Annotated in this window: 14 protein-coding genes and 1 tRNA gene; 3 read left to right on the top strand and 12 right to left on the bottom strand. The window is 71.2% G+C overall.

Annotated features, from left to right (window positions below; all coding sequences use genetic code 11):
- The coding region (locus E1266_RS00710) for an MFS transporter (RefSeq protein ID WP_347876696.1) at positions 1-1328 on the bottom strand (1328 nt) is incomplete at its 3' end.
- 216 nt (positions 1329-1544) lie between these two features.
- Here E1266_RS00710 and E1266_RS00705 point away from each other — a divergent pair.
- The gene (locus tag E1266_RS00705; RefSeq protein ID WP_132042544.1) at positions 1545-1925 is read left to right on the top strand and encodes a MarR family transcriptional regulator; all 381 of its coding nucleotides are present in this window, start codon (positions 1545-1547) and stop codon (positions 1923-1925) included.
- A gap of 122 nt (positions 1926-2047) precedes the next feature.
- Here the strand turns inward: E1266_RS00705 and E1266_RS00700 are convergent, their stop codons facing one another.
- The 3 genes from E1266_RS00700 to E1266_RS00690 all read right to left on the bottom strand — a co-directional run bounded on the left by E1266_RS00700 (position 2048) and on the right by E1266_RS00690 (position 4321).
- Entirely contained in the window at positions 2048-2566 is a 519-nt protein-coding gene (locus tag E1266_RS00700; RefSeq protein WP_132042542.1) for a hypothetical protein, read from the bottom strand.
- A gap of 135 nt (positions 2567-2701) precedes the next feature.
- A tRNA-Thr gene (locus tag E1266_RS00695) sits at positions 2702-2774 on the bottom strand.
- A 65-nt stretch (positions 2775-2839) separates the two neighbouring features.
- Positions 2840-4321, bottom strand: coding sequence for an alpha/beta hydrolase (locus E1266_RS00690; protein ID WP_132042539.1), 1482 nt, complete (start codon positions 4319-4321; stop codon positions 2840-2842).
- Positions 4322-4614: 293 nt separating this feature from the next.
- On the opposite strand from E1266_RS00690, the gene E1266_RS00685 reads away from it, so the two are divergent.
- Together E1266_RS00685 and E1266_RS00680 are read left to right on the top strand one after the other, a co-directional pair.
- Entirely contained in the window at positions 4615-5694 is a 1080-nt protein-coding gene (locus tag E1266_RS00685; RefSeq protein WP_243718144.1) for a ferredoxin reductase, read from the top strand.
- Between the two features lie 13 nt (positions 5695-5707).
- Positions 5708-6817 carry an acyl-CoA desaturase gene (locus E1266_RS00680; protein ID WP_132042535.1) on the top strand — a complete coding sequence of 370 codons (1110 nt, stop codon included), beginning with the start codon at positions 5708-5710 and terminating at the stop codon, positions 6815-6817.
- A gap of 10 nt (positions 6818-6827) precedes the next feature.
- Here the strand turns inward: E1266_RS00680 and E1266_RS00675 are convergent, their stop codons facing one another.
- The 8 genes from E1266_RS00675 to tmk form a co-directional block, all read right to left on the bottom strand.
- Positions 6828-7631 carry a GNAT family N-acetyltransferase gene (locus tag E1266_RS00675; RefSeq protein WP_165965884.1) on the bottom strand — a complete coding sequence of 268 codons (804 nt, stop codon included), beginning with the start codon at positions 7629-7631 and terminating at the stop codon, positions 6828-6830.
- Positions 7632-7703: 72 nt separating this feature from the next.
- Positions 7704-8543: a regulatory iron-sulfur-containing complex subunit RicT gene (ricT, locus tag E1266_RS00670; RefSeq protein WP_132042578.1), complete on the bottom strand. Its 840-nt coding sequence runs from the start codon at positions 8541-8543 to the stop codon at positions 7704-7706.
- Positions 8544-8608: 65 nt separating this feature from the next.
- On the bottom strand, positions 8609-9619 hold the full coding sequence (locus tag E1266_RS00665) for a hypothetical protein (protein WP_132042530.1): 1011 nt from the start codon (positions 9617-9619) through the stop codon (positions 8609-8611).
- Between the two features lie 89 nt (positions 9620-9708).
- Complete coding sequence (locus E1266_RS00660; protein ID WP_243718143.1) at positions 9709-10551, bottom strand: fructosamine kinase family protein; 843 nt, start codon at positions 10549-10551, stop codon at positions 9709-9711.
- Positions 10535-11035, bottom strand: a complete 501-nt coding sequence (locus E1266_RS00655) for a low molecular weight protein-tyrosine-phosphatase (RefSeq protein WP_132042526.1) — start codon at positions 11033-11035, stop codon at positions 10535-10537. The genes E1266_RS00660 and E1266_RS00655 overlap by 17 nt, the downstream gene beginning before the upstream one ends.
- Positions 11036-11164: 129 nt before the next feature.
- Positions 11165-12829: a S8 family serine peptidase gene (locus E1266_RS00650; RefSeq protein WP_243718142.1), complete on the bottom strand. Its 1665-nt coding sequence runs from the start codon at positions 12827-12829 to the stop codon at positions 11165-11167.
- A 173-nt stretch (positions 12830-13002) separates the two neighbouring features.
- Positions 13003-14142: a DNA polymerase III subunit delta' gene (locus E1266_RS00645; RefSeq protein WP_132042522.1), complete on the bottom strand. Its 1140-nt coding sequence runs from the start codon at positions 14140-14142 to the stop codon at positions 13003-13005.
- Positions 14143-14169: 27 nt separating this feature from the next.
- A complete protein-coding gene (gene tmk, locus E1266_RS00640; protein WP_132042520.1) occupies positions 14170-16266 on the bottom strand; it encodes a dTMP kinase in 2097 nt (698 codons plus the stop codon).
- Positions 16267-16282 lie beyond the last annotated feature (16 nt).

Raw genomic sequence — 16282 nt, 5'->3', positions numbered from 1 at the left:
GTGTGGTGGGTGGGGCGGCGGCGGAGGGCGAGGAGGTTCAAGAGGAGGCCGGTTACGGCTACGGCGCTGACCAGGTTGACGCCTGGGGTGAAGTCGGAGAAGCCGTCTCCGCCGGTGGTGGTTCCGGTCGCGACCAGGGCGGTCACGACTGCGAGGACCAGGGCGGCGCCGACCTGGCCCGAGGTGTTGACCAGACCGGAGGCGAGGCCCTGCTCGGAGTCGTCGATGCCGTCCGTCGCCTGGCTCATGATCGAGCTGAACCCGAACGCGAACCCGCCGCCCAGCAGCAGCATCGTCGGCAGGATGGTCAGGACGTAGTGGGGGGCGTTCCCCGCCGTGGCCAGGAACCATCCGTACCCGAGGGTCAGGGACGTCATGGAGGTGATGATCAAGCGGGCCGTCCCGTAGCGGTCGATCAGGCGGCCGACGAACGGCGACCCGAAGGCCACGAAGAGCCCCGCGGGCAGCAGCGCCATCGCCATCTTCAGCGGCGACCAGCCGAGCACGTCCTGCAGGTAGAGCGTCATCATGAACTGGAAGCTGAGGTACGAGCCGAACAGCGCGACGATGCTCAGATTGGCCTGGACGACCGCCCCGATTCGCAGGATTCCCAGCCGGACCAGCGGGTGCCGCACCCGGTTCTCGGTGACGAAGAAGGCGACCAGCAACGCGGCCGCCGACGCGGCGACGGCGAGCGTGACCGGGTCGAGCCACCCCCGATCCGGGGCGGAGACGACGGTGTAGACGGCGAGCAGCATGCCGCCGCTCAAGGTCACAGCGCCGACGAGGTCGTGACCGCCGCTCGCCGCCGGCTTGTCCCGGGGAATCAGCGCGGCGCCCGCGACCAGGGCGATGAGGGCGATCGGCACGGGCGTGAGGAAGGTCCAGCGCCACCCGAATCCGGTGAGCAGCCCACCGAGGATCAGGCCGGACGAGTAGCCGCTGGCGCCGAAGACCGAGAACACGGACAGCGCCCGGTTGCGTGCGGGCCCCTCATGGAAGGTGGTGGTCAGGATGGAAAGTGCGGTCGGTGCGGTGAACGCGGCTGCCAGTCCCTTGACGAAACGGGTGGCGATCAGGAGCACCCCGTTGTCCACGAGGCCGCCGACCAGGGAGGCGAGGGCGAACACGCCCAGTGCGGTGAGGAAGACCCGGCGGCGTCCCAGCAGGTCGGCGGTGCGCCCGCCCAGCAGGAGCAGGCCACCGTAACCGAGCACGTAGCCGTTCACGATCCACTGCAACGAAGTCGTCGAAAGGCCAAGCTCGGCACCGATCGACGGGAGCGCCACGCCCACCATCGAGACGTCGAGCGCATCGAGGAACAACACGGCGCACAGCACCGCGAGGACCCCCCAGAGCCGGGGGGTCCAGGCCTGTCCGGCCGCATCCGAGGCGGCCGGCCCGCGGACTGCAGAAGCGGTTGAGGTGTCAGTGATAGTCACGTCGGAGGACGGTACATGCGTGTGCATCAGATGTCCACGCACTAGATTCTCAGGAATTTAATGACTGAGCATCTGATGCGTGCACATGCTAGGATGCGCGCCATGAAGGTGGAGGCTGACCTGATCGTCCGGTGGCGCGAGCTCGCGACCTGCTACAACGCGGTTGCGTGTGCCCTCGAGCGCGCCCTGCAGGACGCTCACGGCCTCACCATGAGCGAGTACGAGACACTCGACCGCCTTGTCGACCTCAACAGTGTGAAGTGCCGCATGCAGGAGGTCGCCGCGGCCATGTACCTGAGCCAGAGCGCCCTGTCCCGCACCGTCGCCCGCCTGGAGAAACAGGGTTACGTCCAGCGAGCCCTATGCCAGAACGACCGCCGCGGCATCTTCGTCGAACTCACCGACGCAGGCCGCCGCCACCACACCGAGGCCCGCGAAACCCACCTGAAGATCCTCGCCGAGCACCTGACCCCGAAGCCCTAGCCCTGGCCTTACCGCTCGCCCCTACCCCCTCACCGCCCGCCTCTACAGGCGTTGGCAAGCCACCCGACCACCTCCGTTCATGACCGGACGGGTGGCGGATGGGCCCGGCCGGCCGTTTGCGGTCACGCTTCTTGGGCCGCGAGTTCCGCGAGGCCGGGGGCGGCCGTGGGGGCGCGTAGCGCGATCTCTGCGCCGTCCTCGGTGGTCAGCCCTACGCCGTGCAGGCCTGCTGGGCCGTCGATGAACCGGAGTGGAAGCGCGGCGAACGTCTCGGGGCCCACGTGCTCCTCCAGTTCGGACGGGTCGCCACCTACCTCCAACCAGGAGATCTCGCGCAGCGGGTGCTCGTGGGTCATCGGGGCACGGCGCGCGGGGTGCTGCGTCAGGTCCTCATGGAAGTACCAGTTCGGCAGTCCCCGCGACCACGTCACCGCAGCGTCGCCCGGAGCCATGATCGTCGTTGTGGTGGTGCCGTCGGGTCGCCGGGCACCCGGGGCCGTCACCACCTCGCCGCCGAAGCGCCGAGCGACCTCTTCCAGGTCGACGCGTCTGCGGGCCCTCAGGTTCCAGGTCATCCAGTGGTTCCCGCGGCGGGTCGTCTCCGCGAACCAGGTGCGGAACGCGTCCACCCCGGGCGGCATGGCCCTGACCCGCCAGCCGGACTGACGGCCGCTGCGTGCCGGGGAGACTGACGTGGCGGTGGTGATTCGCTCCCCTCCATGCCACCCGAACAACCAGAGGCCCCTTCCGGGAGTGGAAGGGGCCTCTGACGTGGGAGCCGCCTATCGGAATCGAACCGATGACCTATTCATTACGAGTGAATCGCTCTGCCGACTGAGCTAAGGCGGCTTGCCGGGTCGGGCACGGCGGGAAAGAGTCTACCGGGTCCGCGGGGGTGGGTGTGCACTGGTTATTCAGCGGCACTTGGTTCCGTTGTCGGGCGGGTCGCCGGTGATCAGGTAGTCGCCGGTGGCCTTGGTGATGCAGGGGTTGCCCTGGAGGTAGGCGGTGTGGCCGTCGCCGTCGTAGGTGAGCAGGACGCCGCTGGAGAGCTGGTCGGCGAGGTTCTCGGACCACTTGTACGGGGTGGCGGGGTCGCGGGTGGTGCCGATGACGAGGATGGGGGCGGCGCCGTTGGCGGTGAGGGGTTTGGGTTCCTGGTCGGTCTGGGTGGGCCAGTAGACGCAGGGGATGCCGCCCCAGACGACGAAGGGGCCGAAGCGGGGGGCGACCTTCTTGGCTTCGGCGGCGGCCTCGCCGTAGGTGGCGAGGTCCGGGGGGTTGGGCTTGTCGACGCAGTTGACGGCCATGTTGGCGTCGGTCTGGTTGCTGTAGGTGCCGTCGGGTTCGCGTTCGACCATCTCGTCCGCGAGGCCGAGGAGGGTGGTGCCGTCCTTGTTCTGCATGGCCGCGGTCAGGGCCTGGCGGAGGACGGGCCAGTACTCCTTGACGTACAGGGACCGGGCGATGCCCATCACGGCCAGGGACTCGGTCACCTTGCGGGAGTCCCGGGAGCTGGTGAGGGGCTGCTTGTCGGTTTCGGCGAGGAAGGTGGAGATGCTCTCGATGACGGCGTCGGCGGAGGTGCCGAAGGGGCAGTTGCCCGTCCCGACGCAGTCTTCGGCGAAGGCGCGCAGGGCCGTCTCGAAGCCCTTGGCCTGTTCGATCAGGAGGTCGGTCGAGGAGAGGTTGGGGTCGACGGCGCCGTCCAGGACGAGGGCGCGGAAGTTCTTGGGGAACTGCTCGGCGTAGAAGGCGCCGAGGTAGGTGCCGTAGGAGGCGCCGTAGTAGGTGAGCTTGTCGTCGCCCAGGGCGGCGCGGAGGATGTCCATGTCGCGGGCGGCGTTGACAGTGCCCACGTAGGGGAGCTTGTCCTCGGCCTTGGTCTCGCAGTTCTGCGCGAACTTCTCGCCTTGGGCGCCGAGGCGGTCGGTCTCGCGCTGGTCGTCCGGGGAGGCGTCGGTGGCGAAGAAGGCGTCGAGCTGGGCGCCGGTGTTGCAGCGGACCGCGGCGCTGTCGGCGACGCCGCGGGGGTCGAAGCCGACGAGGTCGAAGCGGCTGCGGAGGTCGGCGCCGAAGGCGCGGGCGGCCTGGCGGATGAAGTCGACGCCGGAGCCGCCGGGGCCGCCCGGGTTGGTGAGCAGCGAGCCGATCCGGTTGGAGCCGTCCGAGGCCGGGAGCCGGATGACGGAGATCCCGATCTTCTCGCTGGACGGCTTGGAGTAGTCCAGCGGCACCTGGACGGTGGCGCACTCGAAATCGTCCTTGCAGTCCTTCCAGGACGGCTTCTGCTCGTAGAACGTGTCGAGCCCGGTGGGGACGGCGGACCGGGCGGTGTTCTCGCCGCCCCCGTCGCTGCACCCGGCGACCGCCGTGAACGCAAGCACGGTGGCCACGCCGATGGTCTTCGCTGCCCGCACCCTTGACCCCGTCTCGTCGTAGCGGCACGTACGCCGCCGCCTACGCTACGTCGGCGCGGGCGCCGGCGGCCACTTCCCGGTGTTCGTGTTCCATCCCTTCGGGCACGGAGTCTCAAACACCCGGCCAAGAAACCGGGGCGATGACACCGCCGGATGAAACATCAGCTGATGGTGTGATTCCGATCGCTTTAGCGGCGGATGTCTTGAAACCTCTGGTTACCTCTCCGTAGCTTACGGAACCGTAAGTTACGCGCCATCGGGGAGGCATCTTGGCCGCCGCAACCCGGAACACACCCACCACCGCGAGCCGGGGCACGGTCGCGCAGCGGCTCACGGCGTTCGCGCGGCAGCTGACCACGCCGCTGCTGCCGGAGGACTACCTCGGCCTGGTGAACCCGCTGCTGTCCACGGAGGAGCTCCGGGGCCGGGTCGAGGCCGTCCGGCACGAGGCGCCGTCCGTGGCGACCCTGCTGATCAGGCCGGGCCGGATGTGGCGGGGGCACCGGCCGGGCCAGTGGGTCAAGGTCGGGGTCGACATCGACGGCGTCCGGCACTGGCGGACGTTCTCCCTGTCGTCCCCGCCGAAGCCGGACGGCCGCATCACGATCACGGTCAAGGCGGCGCCGGACGGTTTCGTCTCCGCGCATCTCGTCCGCGAGATGCGGCCGGGCACGATCGTCCGGCTCGCTCCGGCGGAGGGCGACTTCGTGCTGCCCTCGCCCGTCCCGGCGAAGCTGCTGTTCGTCACGGCGGGCAGCGGGATCACGCCGGTCATGGCGATGCTGCGGCACCTGCGCGGCGCGTCCGACGTGGTGCTCGTCCACTCGGACCGGACGGGCGGCGACGTGATCTTCGGCGCCGAGCTCCGCCGGATGGACGGGGTGCGGCTGCACGAGCGGCACACGGCGGCGGACGGCCGCGTCAAGCCGTCCGACCTGCCGGAGATCTGCCCCGACTGGGCCGAGCGCGAGGCGTGGGCCTGCGGCCCCGGCGCGATGCTGGACGACCTCGCCGAGCACTGGCGGGCGGCCGGAGCCGAGGAACGCCTGCGCGTGGAACGTTTTCAGACCGTCCTGGCGGGCGGTACCGGTGAGGGCGGGCGCGTCACGTTCAGCAAGAGCGGGATCGAGGTGGACGCGGACGGGTCCACCCCGCTGCTGGTCGCCGGCGAGGAGGCCGGGGCGCTGCTGCCGAGCGGCTGCCGGATGGGCATCTGCTACAGCTGCGTCGGCCGGCTGTGCTCCGGCAAGGTCCGCGACCTGCGCACCGGCGAGGTCCACGGCGACGAGGGCGAGATCGTCCAGACCTGCGTCTCGGCCGCCGCCGGCCCGGTGGAGATCGAACTTTGAGAGGAGCACGACGATGACCGTCACCACGACCAAGACCCCGGAGGCCGGTACCGCGGACCGGCTCACGCCCGAGGACTACGAGACCATCGCCCGCGAGCTCGACGCACTCCGCGACGAGATCACCGAGACGCTCGGGGCGCGCGACGCCGCCTACATCCGGCGGGTGATCCGCTGGCAGCGCGGCCTGGAGGCCGGCGGCCGCGCGCTGCTGATGGCGTCCTCGCTGCCGCCCGCCTGGGTCGCCGGGACCGCGACGCTCGCCGTCGCGAAGATCCTGGAGAACATGGAGATCGGGCACAACGTCATGCACGGCCAGTGGGACTGGATGCGCGACCCGAAGATCCACTCGACGACGTGGGAGTGGGACAACGTCTCCCCCGCCGAGCAGTGGAAGCACTCGCACAACTTCGTCCACCACACGTTCACCAACGTGCTCGGCAAGGACAACGACGTCGGCTACGGCATCCTGCGGATCGCGCCCGAGCAGAAGTGGGCCCCGGTCTACATCGCGCAGCCCCTCTACAACCTGCTGCTCGCGATGTTCTTCGAGTACGGGGTCGCGGTGCACGACCTGGAGATCGACAAGATCCGGACGGGCCGGCACGACGAAGAGGTCACCAAGGAGAAGCTGCGCGCGATCGGCCGCAAGATCCGCCGCCAGTGGGGCAAGGACTACCTGGCGTTCCCGCTGCTCACCGGCCCGCAGTTCGTCTCCACGCTGGCGGCGAACTTCACCGCGAACGTCGTCCGCAACTTCTGGGCCCACATGATCATCTTTTGCGGGCACTTCCCCGGGGACGTGGAGCTGTTCGAGGAGGAGCGGCTGGAGGGCGAGACGAAGGGCGAGTGGTACGTCCGGCAGCTCTGCGGGTCGGCCAACATCACGGGCGGGCCGCTGTTCCACCTGATGAGCGGCAACCTCAGCCACCAGATCGAGCACCACCTGTTCCCGGACCTGCCGAGCAACCGCTACGCCGAGATCGCCCCGCGCGTCCGGCAGCTCTGCGAGAAGTACGACCTGCCGTACCACACGGGGTCGCTGTCCAAGCAGGTCACGAGCACGTGGAAGAAGATCTTCCGGTACGCCCTGCCCGGTGGGGCGCGCACGGCGAAGGCCGGCTGAGCGGCGCGGTTCAGCCGAGGGCCTGCGCCACGGGCAGGAAGAGGCGGGACGGGTCGTTCGCGACGGGAGCGCCGAACTCCATGATCGTGGTGGTGAACGCGGGACGCAGGCCGTGCCGCTCCGCCCAGTCGATCAGCTCAGGGTGCCGGTGGTCGATGTCGAGCCTCACCATGCCTTCGGGGACGACCTCGTCCACCAGCGTGAGCGCGGTTTCGGCGTCCTGCGCGATGACGGGGCCGATGACGACCTGGTCGCCGTTGCGCCACGCACCGCCGTAGCCGGCGATACCTGGCCCGTCCCGGACGACCCGTAGCGTCTCGCAGAACGAAGGCAATCCCTCGACCACCTGCGAGCGGTCGGCGCCGAACACCTCGGTATCGAGTGCGTGGACGGCGGCCATGTCGGCTTCCTCTACCGGCTTGGACACGCTCCCCTTGGACGACCCCCTGGACACTCCCGTGTACGTGGTGCACAGCCCCATGGACCTGAAGCCCATCCGCTCGTACAGAGGACGTCCGTAGTCCGTGGCGGTCAGGCAGATGCTGGCGGTTCCGGCCTCGTCCATCACGTGGCGCATCATCCGTCCGCCCAGGCCGCGCCGCTCGAAGCGTTTGGCGACCAGCACCATGCTGATGGCGGCGATGTCCTTCCCGTATGGGGTGCACACCACCGTCCCGGCGAGTTCGCCGTTCCCGTCGTCCACGCCGTAGACGTGTCCGACGGAGAACAGGAAGCGCCACTTGTGGTCCTCCGGCCCCCACCCCCGGTCCTTGGCTAGCCGCTGGCAGGCACCGAGCTCGTCGATTCCGAGCAATCGCACATCCCCATACACGGGACGCGACCATAGATCTGCCCCGGACCGTGCCACAACTGGATTTGCGGCCGGTCAGGTCGCGTCGCCGGTGCCTTCGCCGTCGTTGTAGTGCGCGTCGTGCTGGCGGCGCGGCGAGCAGACCGAGGCGGACGGGCAGGAGCAGCGCCCGCCGCCGTTGAGCCGGACGGTGACCTTGTCGGACGGCACGTTCCGCCCCACGACCTGCCCGGGCCCGCTGGGGGTCTCCACGCGGGAGCCGAGGGCGGGCATCCGCTCGTGCGCCTTGACGTAGAGGGGGTGCTCGTACTTGAGGCAGCACATCAGGCGGCCGCACGCCCCGGCGATGCGCAGCGGGTTGACCGGCAGGTCCTGCTCCTTCGCCATGCGGACGGAGACCGGCTCGAAGTCCTTGAGGAAGGTGGCGCAGCACAGGTCGCGGCCGCAGGGGCCGATGCCGCCCTGGAGGCGGGCCTCGTCGCGGGGGCCGACCTGCCGCAGCTCGACGCGGGCCTTGATGCCGCGGGCCAGGTCGCGGACGAGGGCGCGGAAGTCGACGCGGTGCGGCGCCGTGAAGTAGATCTTGAAGACGTTGTCGGTGTCGAGGTAGTCGACGCCGATGACCTTCATCGGGAGGTCGTGCTTGCGTATGAGCCGCTTCGCGATCGAGCGGCCCTCGGCCCGGCGGCGGCGGTTGGTCTCGTCGCGGGCGAGGTGCTCGTCGGTGGCGGGGCCGGCGCATTCGGGGAGGCCGCCGATGTCGTCGGAGACCCACTGCGGCGCCCACACGCACTCGGCGACCTCGGGGCCCGAGTCGGTCGGGACGAGGACCTTGTCGCCGACCTTCGGGGTGTGCGGACCTGGGTCGAGGTAGTAGAGCCGGCCGTAACGGGTGAAGCTGACTGCCATCACCATGCCCACGGTTTCGCTCCGTTCGCCCGGTTTCGTGCGATCCACTTTAGGCCGTCCAGGCGGGCCGCTCACCAGGCGGCGTCGGTGAGGTCCTCTCCGGGAACGGGGTGCGTGCCTTGTGGATAGAGGTCGCCGGCGGTGGCGAGGAAGGCATTGCCCATGGGGGTCGCGTCAAGGTCGGTGAGGTCGCCCTTCACGTTCTGCTGCCACACGACCTCGCCGGGCTGCCCCTCCAGCGTGTACACCTGAACGGAGAGCTGGGAGTCCTTCATGATGCCGACGGCGATGCCCTTGCCGTAGAAGACCGCCGCCGTGCCGTCCTCGGGGAGGGGCATGAGTGCCTTGCTCACCCTCAGGTCGCCCCCGGCACCGTCCGTGTCGAGCGTGCGGACCTCGTGCTTGGTCTCCTTGACCTCGCCGCCCACCGCCCGGACAGGGCTCCAGACGAACGACAGCGTCGCACCCGACCACGAGAGGCTTCCGATACGGCCGGGCGACTTCGTCGTCCACACCTTGCGGGCACCGTCCTGGAACGACACGACCTCCACGCGGGCGCGCATGCCCTTGTAGGTGACGTAGGCGAAGCGGTCGCCGTTCGAGCTCACGGCGAGTTCCGACCACTTGGTGGACGCGCCCGTGCCGGAGATGCCGGCCTTCGCGATGTCCTCCAGGGACTTGGGGCGCCCGTCCTCATCCAGGAAGAAGCGCTGGAACGTCACGTCCCGGCCGGCGTAGGACGCGACGACGTACGAGCCGTCCCGCGCGGGGGCGACGCGGTGGAAGCGGCGGTCCGGCGGCGCGGCGACGGGGAGGCCGACGTCGTCACCGGTCTGCGTGTCCCGGACGACGAGCGCGGCACCGGACTCGGTGATGCCGACGACGTAGCGCGCCGGGCTCTGCGCGGCCTCCGCCGAGGTCTTGGCCTCGCGTTCCTTCTTCGCGGCGCGCTGGTGGCTCCGCACCACGTCCACGCCCGCGCCGATGACCAGCGCCGCGGCGGCGGCGACGCCGATGGGGACGAGTCCCTTCCACGAGCCGAGGCTCGTCCCGGGGGGTGGATCCTCGCGCCTGTCGCTCATGGGGTCGACCCGCACCTGCCCTTCCGTTGCCCGTGCCCGTCGTTTCTACCTCATGCGAGCGCCGCTCCGCACCGGAGTCGCGGGCGGCGTCAGCCGAGCGCCGCCCGCGCGGCATCGACCAGGGAAGCACGATACGACGCGCCGAAGAGCGCCACGTGCACGAGGAGCGGATGCAGCTGGTGCAGCGGGACCCGTGCGCGCCAGCCGTCCGCCAGGGGCGCGGCCTCGTCGTAGGCGGCGAGGACGCGTTCCAGGTGCGGCGTCCCGAACAGCGCCATCATCGCCAGATCGGTCTCGCGGTGGCCGCCGTGCGCGGCCGGGTCGATGAGCATCGCCCGGTCGCCGGTCCACAGGACGTTGCCCGACCACAGGTCGCCGTGGATGCGGCTCGGCGGCTCCGGCGGCCCGGCGAGCGCCTCGACGTCCGCCATCACCCGCTCGACCAGCCGGACGTCGCCGGACGAGAGGTGCCGGGCGCCGCGGCGGAGGAACGGTTCGAGCCGGCGCTCGGCGTACCAGCGGGGCCAGCCGCGGTCGTCGGGCGTGTTGTCCAACGGCAGGTCGGCGATGTAGCCGTCCCAGGGCGCCCCGTAGGCCCGCGGGCGGGCGCCGGTGTGCAGGGCGGCCAGTTCGCGCCCGAGGCGCTCGGCGGCGGCCGGGGTGGGCGACGCGGACGGCAGCCAGGGCAGGACGAGCATGCCGCCGTCCGCCGCGACGACCTCGGGAACGGGCGTCCCGGGGCCCGCCTCCCCCAGCCATCGCAGCCCGGCTGCCTCTGCCGCGAAGACGTCCTCCTGGTCAGAGGCGGCTTTCACGAAGACTTCGCGGCCGTCGGCCAGGGACGCGCGGTGCAGCGTCCAGGAGTGGCTGGACCCCAGGTCGGTCAGGTCGTCGACCGGTGTTCCGAGCAGGCGCTCAAGCCCGTCCCTCACCCGGCTCAGCCTCCTTGAGCGCGGCGCGGATCTCCTCCAGGAGGCCCGGCATGGCCGCCTCCACCTGCTCCATGACGAGGTCGAAGTCGTCGCGGCCGCCGTAGTAGGGGTCGGGGACGTCGAGATCGGGGCCCGCGTCCGGGTCGAACTCGCGCAGCATCCGGATCCTGCCGCGCGCCTCCTCGTCCGGCGCCATCGCCCGCAGTGCGCGCTTGTGGCCCTCGTCCAGCGCGAGGATCAGGTCGTAGCGGTCGAACCAGTCGGCCTCGAACTGGCGGGCGATGTGCGCGGAGCGGTATCCCGCGCGCGCCAGCGCGGCTACGGTCCGCTCGTCGGCGTCGTTGCCCACGTGCCAGTTCCCGGTGCCCGAACTGTCCACCTCGACGTCCAACCCCTCCTCCTCCACGTGATGGCGCAGGACCCACTCGGCCATGGGCGAGCGGCAGATGTTGCCGGTGCAGACGAACGTGACTCGGTACGACATGCCCTCATCATGCCCGAGGCATCAAAACCGGAGCCCGCCCATGCCGCGGCCCAGGGGCTGAGCAAAGAACGCGGCCCCCGGCCACGTGGGCTGGGGGCCGCGTCCCTGGGGTGGGTCTCAGGCCAGGGTTCAGCGGACGGCGTTAAGCGCGTCCACGATGCCGTTGCCGAAGAAACCGTTCCTCTCCTTCGACCCTTCACAGGTCTGGGTCGAGGTCCGCTTCACCCATTCGTCGCCCGACCGGGCGTACCAGACGTACTCCACCGTCCGGGGGCTCGGGCAGGGCTTGGCGGTGGCGGTACCGCGCAGGACCTGCTCGACCCGGCGCGGGCTGAGGGTGAGGCCGCCGTTGCGGCGGTCCCGGTGGCCGTACTTGCTGACGATCAGCGCGGCGACGCCGACGGCGTGCGGCGACGCCATCGAGGTGCCCTGGATGGACTGGTAGTAGGCGCAGTCGTCGCCCTTGCAGCTCTGCACGAGGTACGGCACGTTCGGCGTCCCGTCGGCGTTCAGCTCGCCGCGGGCCTTCGCGAGCCGCTCGGGGTAGGCGGCCCAGATGCCGGCGCGGTCGTCCGGACGCTGGTCGGCGGTGTCGACCTTGTCGCCGCCGGGCGCCGCGACCGCGACGTAGCCGTCGCCGAAGCTGCTGTAGTACGACTTGCGGCCGCTCGGGCCGGTCGACGACACCGGGATGACGTGGTCGCCCTCGGACGGCATCGACACGCACTCCGGCGGGATCGTCCGCTCGTACGGCTCCTCGCCCGGCACGGACGGGAAGCCGGGGCTGCCGCTGTCGGTGTTCGTCTTCGTGTAGTCGACGAAGTCGTTCCCGGCCGCGGAGATCAGCGTGACGCCGCGCTCGTGCGCGAAGTTCAGCGCCCGCTGCGTCGCCTTGATGATGGTGCTCTGCTCGAGCTGGGCCTCGGGGCTGTCGGCCGGGTTGCTCACGCAGTTCCAGAGCCAGGGGTCGACGTAGTAGCTCATGTTGACCACGTCGATGCCGGTCTTGCCCGCGTAGGTGAGGCCGTCGACGGTCGGCTGCAGGAAGAAGTAGCCGGAGTCCTGGCCGACGCGCAGGTTGACGAGCGAGACGTTCGGCGCGACGCCCGCCATGCCGAGCCCGTTGCGGGGCGAGGCGATCGTGGACGCGACGTGCGTCCCGTGGTCGTTGTCGTCCCAGTCGTCGGGGTCGACGCACGACTCGAACTCGCAGGGCCCGTCTAGCTCGTCGCCGTTCCCGTCAGTGGGGATGTCGCGGGTGAAGTTGCGGCTGAGCTTCCGGTTGAAGTTCGGCTTGATGTCCGGGTGGTCGCCGTCGACGCCCGTGTCGAGGATGCCGACGAGGACGCGCTTGTCGCCCGGCTCCCTCTTGTACGAGCCGTCGGCCGTCGCGTGGATCTGCTTCATGTCCCACTGCAGGTCGGCCAGCGGTTCGGTGTCCTTCGACGGCTTGCCAGTCAGGGAGACGGTGGCCTTGTTGCCGACGGTCTCCTCGACTTTCGCGACCTTCTTCTTCGGCGCCTTCGGCGCCTTTCCGATGATCCGGTTGTGCGCGACGCCCTCCAGTTCCCTTTCGCGCATCGCGGCACCGATGAACTGCGGATTCTTCGAGCGGACGGTCGCGACGCCCACATCGCGGTTCTCGTGGACGACCTTGCCTCCGGCCTCCTTCACCGCCTGACGCGCTTTGCCGGGCTGCACGCCCTCCCGGTAGAGGACGACGTACTCCGACTCCTCGCCGTTCGCGTGCCCCGGATTCGGGGCCGCGGACGCGGGGAACGCGAGGGCCGTCACTGTGGTGACGGCACACGCGGCGGAAATCAACGCTCGCCGCAAAGCAGAACCTCCTGGCCGTTGGGGGGATAGCCCGGTTCGGTCGATGATCAGCCAGGTGACGTTACTCGTGTGTTTGTTGAGAGGTGCGTACGGAAATGTAACGAATGGGAGCAGCTTTTGTAAGGCTCACGTCATCCGGTACGCAGAGTGAGCGTCAGCGCTTCGAACGCCAGCAGCGGATTGACGTTGGCGTCCAGCCGCTCCCGGCACATCATGATGGCGTCGAGGCGTTTCAGCGTGTCCTCAGGGCGGCCGTTCTGCGCGGCCGTCCGCAACTCCGGGCCCAGGTCGATGTTGACGAGGTCACTGCCCGCCCCCAGTTGCAGGGTCAGCACGTCCCGGTAGTAGGAGGCGAGGTCGAGGAGCGTACGGTCCAGCGCATCGCGCAGCACCCGCGTCGCCCGCGACTTCTGGCGGGCTTCGAGATCCTTGAGGGCGCCGGCCGTCCCGCGCGGCATCCGCCCCTTCTCGCTCTCGCCCAGCGCCTTGCGCAACGCGGACGTCTCCGACTCGGCCAGCTCGGCCGTCTGCGCGTTCCGCTCCGCCTCGGCGGCCTTCACGAGCGTCTCCGCCGCCGCGACCGCCGGGCCCACCCCGGTCAGCCGGCGCGGAACGGCCACCACGTCGTCGCGCACCTTGCGCATCCGGGGGTCCGAGGCGAGCCGCCGCGCGCGGCTGATGTGCCCCTGCGCGGCCCGCGCCACCACCTCGGCGGTGTCCCGGTCGACACCGTCCCGCTGGACGAGCATGTCCGCGACCGCCGCGATCGGCGGGGTCCGCAGCGTCACCAGCCGGCACCGCGACCTGATCGTCACGAGGAGGTCCTCCGGCGACGGCGTGCACAGCAGCCACACCGTCCGCTGCGGCGGCTCCTCGATCGCCTTCAGCAGCGCGTTCGCCGCGCCCTCGGTGGCCCGGTCCGCCTCCTCGAAGAGCACGATCTGCCAGGCGCTGCCGCTCGGCGACGACGACGCCCGCAGCACCAGTGCGCGCGCGTCCTTGATCCCGAAGGACAGCCCCTGCGGGCGGACGACCTCCACGTCCGCGTGCGTGCCCTGGAGGACCTGGTGGCAGGACGCGCAGTACCCGCAGCCCCGCGGCGTCTCCCTGCACTGCAGCGCCGCGGCGAACGCCCGCGCCGCGGCGACGCGGCCCGACCCGGGCGGCCCGGTGAACAGCCACGCGTGCGCCGGGGCGGCCGGTCCCGCCGCGGCGGCCGACAGCTCCGCGACGACGGGCTCCTGCCCCACCAGGTCATTCCAGACGCTCATGGCAAGAGGCTAACCGCGCCGCGGCGGTCAGAAGTCCCTGATGACCGGGAAGGTGCTCGTGGCGTCCTCGGTCCCGGCGGGGACGGGGTCGGGCAGGATCTCGCGGATGCGGTACTGGATCTCGCGGCTCAGCTCCCCCTGCGGGCGGCTCGCGTCCAGGATCAGGTACCGGTCCGGGTCGGCCTCCGCCAGCGCGCGGAACCCGGCGCGGACCCGCTCGTGGAACTCCTGCGACTCCGACTCGATGCGGTCGGCGGGCGCGGACAGCCGGCCGAGGCCCGTCTGCGGCGGCACCTCCAGCAGGACGGTCAGGTCCGGGACGAGCCCGCCGGTCGCCCAGGCGTTGACGCGGGCGATGTCCTCGACCGCCTGCTGGCGCCCGAACCCCTGGTAGGCGAGGGACGAGTCGACGTACCGGTCGCTGACCACGATCACGCCGCGGTCGATCGCCGGCTTGATCACGTTGGCGACGTGGTCGGCGCGGTCGGCCGCGTACAGCAGGCTCTCGGCGCGGTCGGACAGGCCGGTGGTGTCGCGGTCGAGCAGCATCGCGCGCAGCCGCATGCCGATCTTCGTGGCGCCGGGCTCGTGCGTCGTGACGACGTCGTAGCCGTGGTCGCGCAGCCAGATCGCGGCGAGCCGCGCCTGGGTGGTCTTCCCGGCGCCCTCGCCGCCCTCGAACGCGATGAACACGCCGCGCTCGCGCCGGACGGGCTGCTGCTGCGCCGCGGCGGCGGCCTGCTCCGGCGGCGTGTAGATCTCGCCGTGCAGCGCAGCGCGCAGGTCGGGGCCGAGGGGGATGCCGCGCCGGTCGTCCAGCCGCCGGTACGCGACCGCGCCGAGCAGCAGCGCGACGACGGCCGCGGCGAGCAGCGCGGCGCCGGACCCGTCGACGTCGTAGACGGCGCCGCCGAGCTCGAGGCGGTGCGAGCCGATCACCCCGGCGATCAGCGGGACGGCGGCGAACGCGACCACGGCGGTGACGAGCACGACCGCGCGCAGGTAGGCGGCCGGGCGGCTGTCCTCCGGCGCCTCCGCGTCGGCCGCGCCCTCGCGTGCCGCGGCGGTGCCGGTCGACCACGCCGCCCCCGCGAACACCCCGAGGAATCCGGTCACGAAGACGACGACGACGAGGTTCTGCACGACGGCGATCACGACGAGCGCGAGCGCGGCGGCGATGACCGCGAGGCCGTTCAGCCGCCGGCGGCTGAACGGGACGAGGGCGCGCGGCCCGAGGAACAGCCCGAACGCCAGCCCGAACGCCAGGCCGGCGAGGACGCTGCCGTAGCCCGCGTCGCCTCCGCCCAGCTCCCCGGTGTGCACGCGGGCGACGGCGACGACGGCGCCCGCGGTGAGGGACGCGGCGGCGACGGCGAGGCCGAGCCCGCGGGCGGCGGCCGTGCCCGGCCCCTGGAAGAGCGACTTCAGCGGCGCCGGCACCGGATGCGGCATCTCCGCGGGGATCTCCCGGATCATGGCGACGGCCGCGGCCGCGGCGAGGAACACCGCGGCGGTCACGTACAGGGCGAGGTCGGCGCGGGAGCCCCGGCCGAGCGTCCCGTCCGCGACCAGGGCGAGGACGGCGAACAGCGGCGCGGCGACCAGCGCCGGACCGAAGATCGCGCGGGTCGCCTGCCGGCGGGCGCCGGGACGCAGGTCGTCGTGCGCGACCATCGCGGGCAGCGACACCCGTGCCGTGGGCGTCCACAGCAGGTTCAGGCAGGCGACGAGGAACGCGGCGGCCAGCGTCCACGGCAGCAGGTCCAGCAGCGGCACCGTCACGATGACCACCAGCCGCAGCACGTCGGCGATGAGCAGCATGAGCCGGCGGTCGGCGCGGGCGGCGAGCGTGGCACCGACCGGGGCGAGCAGCACCGCCGGCAGCAGCATCAGGGCCAGCACGCCGCCCACCGCCTGCGCGCGGGTGGCGGCGTCCTCGTCGCGGGTCAGCGCCGCGGCCATCGCGGTCAGCGCCGGGACGGCGAGCCACAGGCCGAGGGCCGACAGCGACAGCGCGAACCGCAGCCGCCGGAACGGCCCGTCCGCCGAACGTGACGAATGTGACGAAACACCCGGCGGCTGGGACGCTGCGGGGTACGGCCGGGGTGCGCCCGTTCTGGTCATGTCGGTCAGGGTATCG

The organism is Actinomadura sp. 7K534 (assembly GCF_004348575.1).
Taxonomy (GTDB): domain Bacteria; phylum Actinomycetota; class Actinomycetes; order Streptosporangiales; family Streptosporangiaceae; genus Spirillospora; species Spirillospora livida.
Note: the sequence above shows the minus strand (reverse complement) of the source record. Positions and strands in the feature narration are given on the sequence as shown.

What these genes read in the sequence shown, in the direction of transcription:
- E1266_RS00705 (WP_132042544.1), top strand. Translation starts at nt 1,545, where the DNA reads ATGAAGGTGGAGGCTGACCTGATCGTCCGGTGGCGCGAGCTCGCGACC.
- E1266_RS00700 (WP_132042542.1), bottom strand. Translation starts at nt 2,566, where the DNA reads ATGCCGCCCGGGGTGGACGCGTTCCGCACCTGGTTCGCGGAGACGACC.
- E1266_RS00680 (WP_132042535.1), top strand. Translation starts at nt 5,708, where the DNA reads ATGACCGTCACCACGACCAAGACCCCGGAGGCCGGTACCGCGGACCGG.
- ricT (WP_132042578.1), bottom strand. Translation starts at nt 8,543, where the DNA reads ATGGTGATGGCAGTCAGCTTCACCCGTTACGGCCGGCTCTACTACCTC.
- E1266_RS00665 (WP_132042530.1), bottom strand. Translation starts at nt 9,619, where the DNA reads ATGAGCGACAGGCGCGAGGATCCACCCCCCGGGACGAGCCTCGGCTCG.
- E1266_RS00655 (WP_132042526.1), bottom strand. Translation starts at nt 11,035, where the DNA reads ATGTCGTACCGAGTCACGTTCGTCTGCACCGGCAACATCTGCCGCTCG.
- E1266_RS00645 (WP_132042522.1), bottom strand. Translation starts at nt 14,142, where the DNA reads ATGAGCGTCTGGAATGACCTGGTGGGGCAGGAGCCCGTCGTCGCGGAG.
- tmk (WP_132042520.1), bottom strand. Translation starts at nt 16,266, where the DNA reads ATGACCAGAACGGGCGCACCCCGGCCGTACCCCGCAGCGTCCCAGCCG.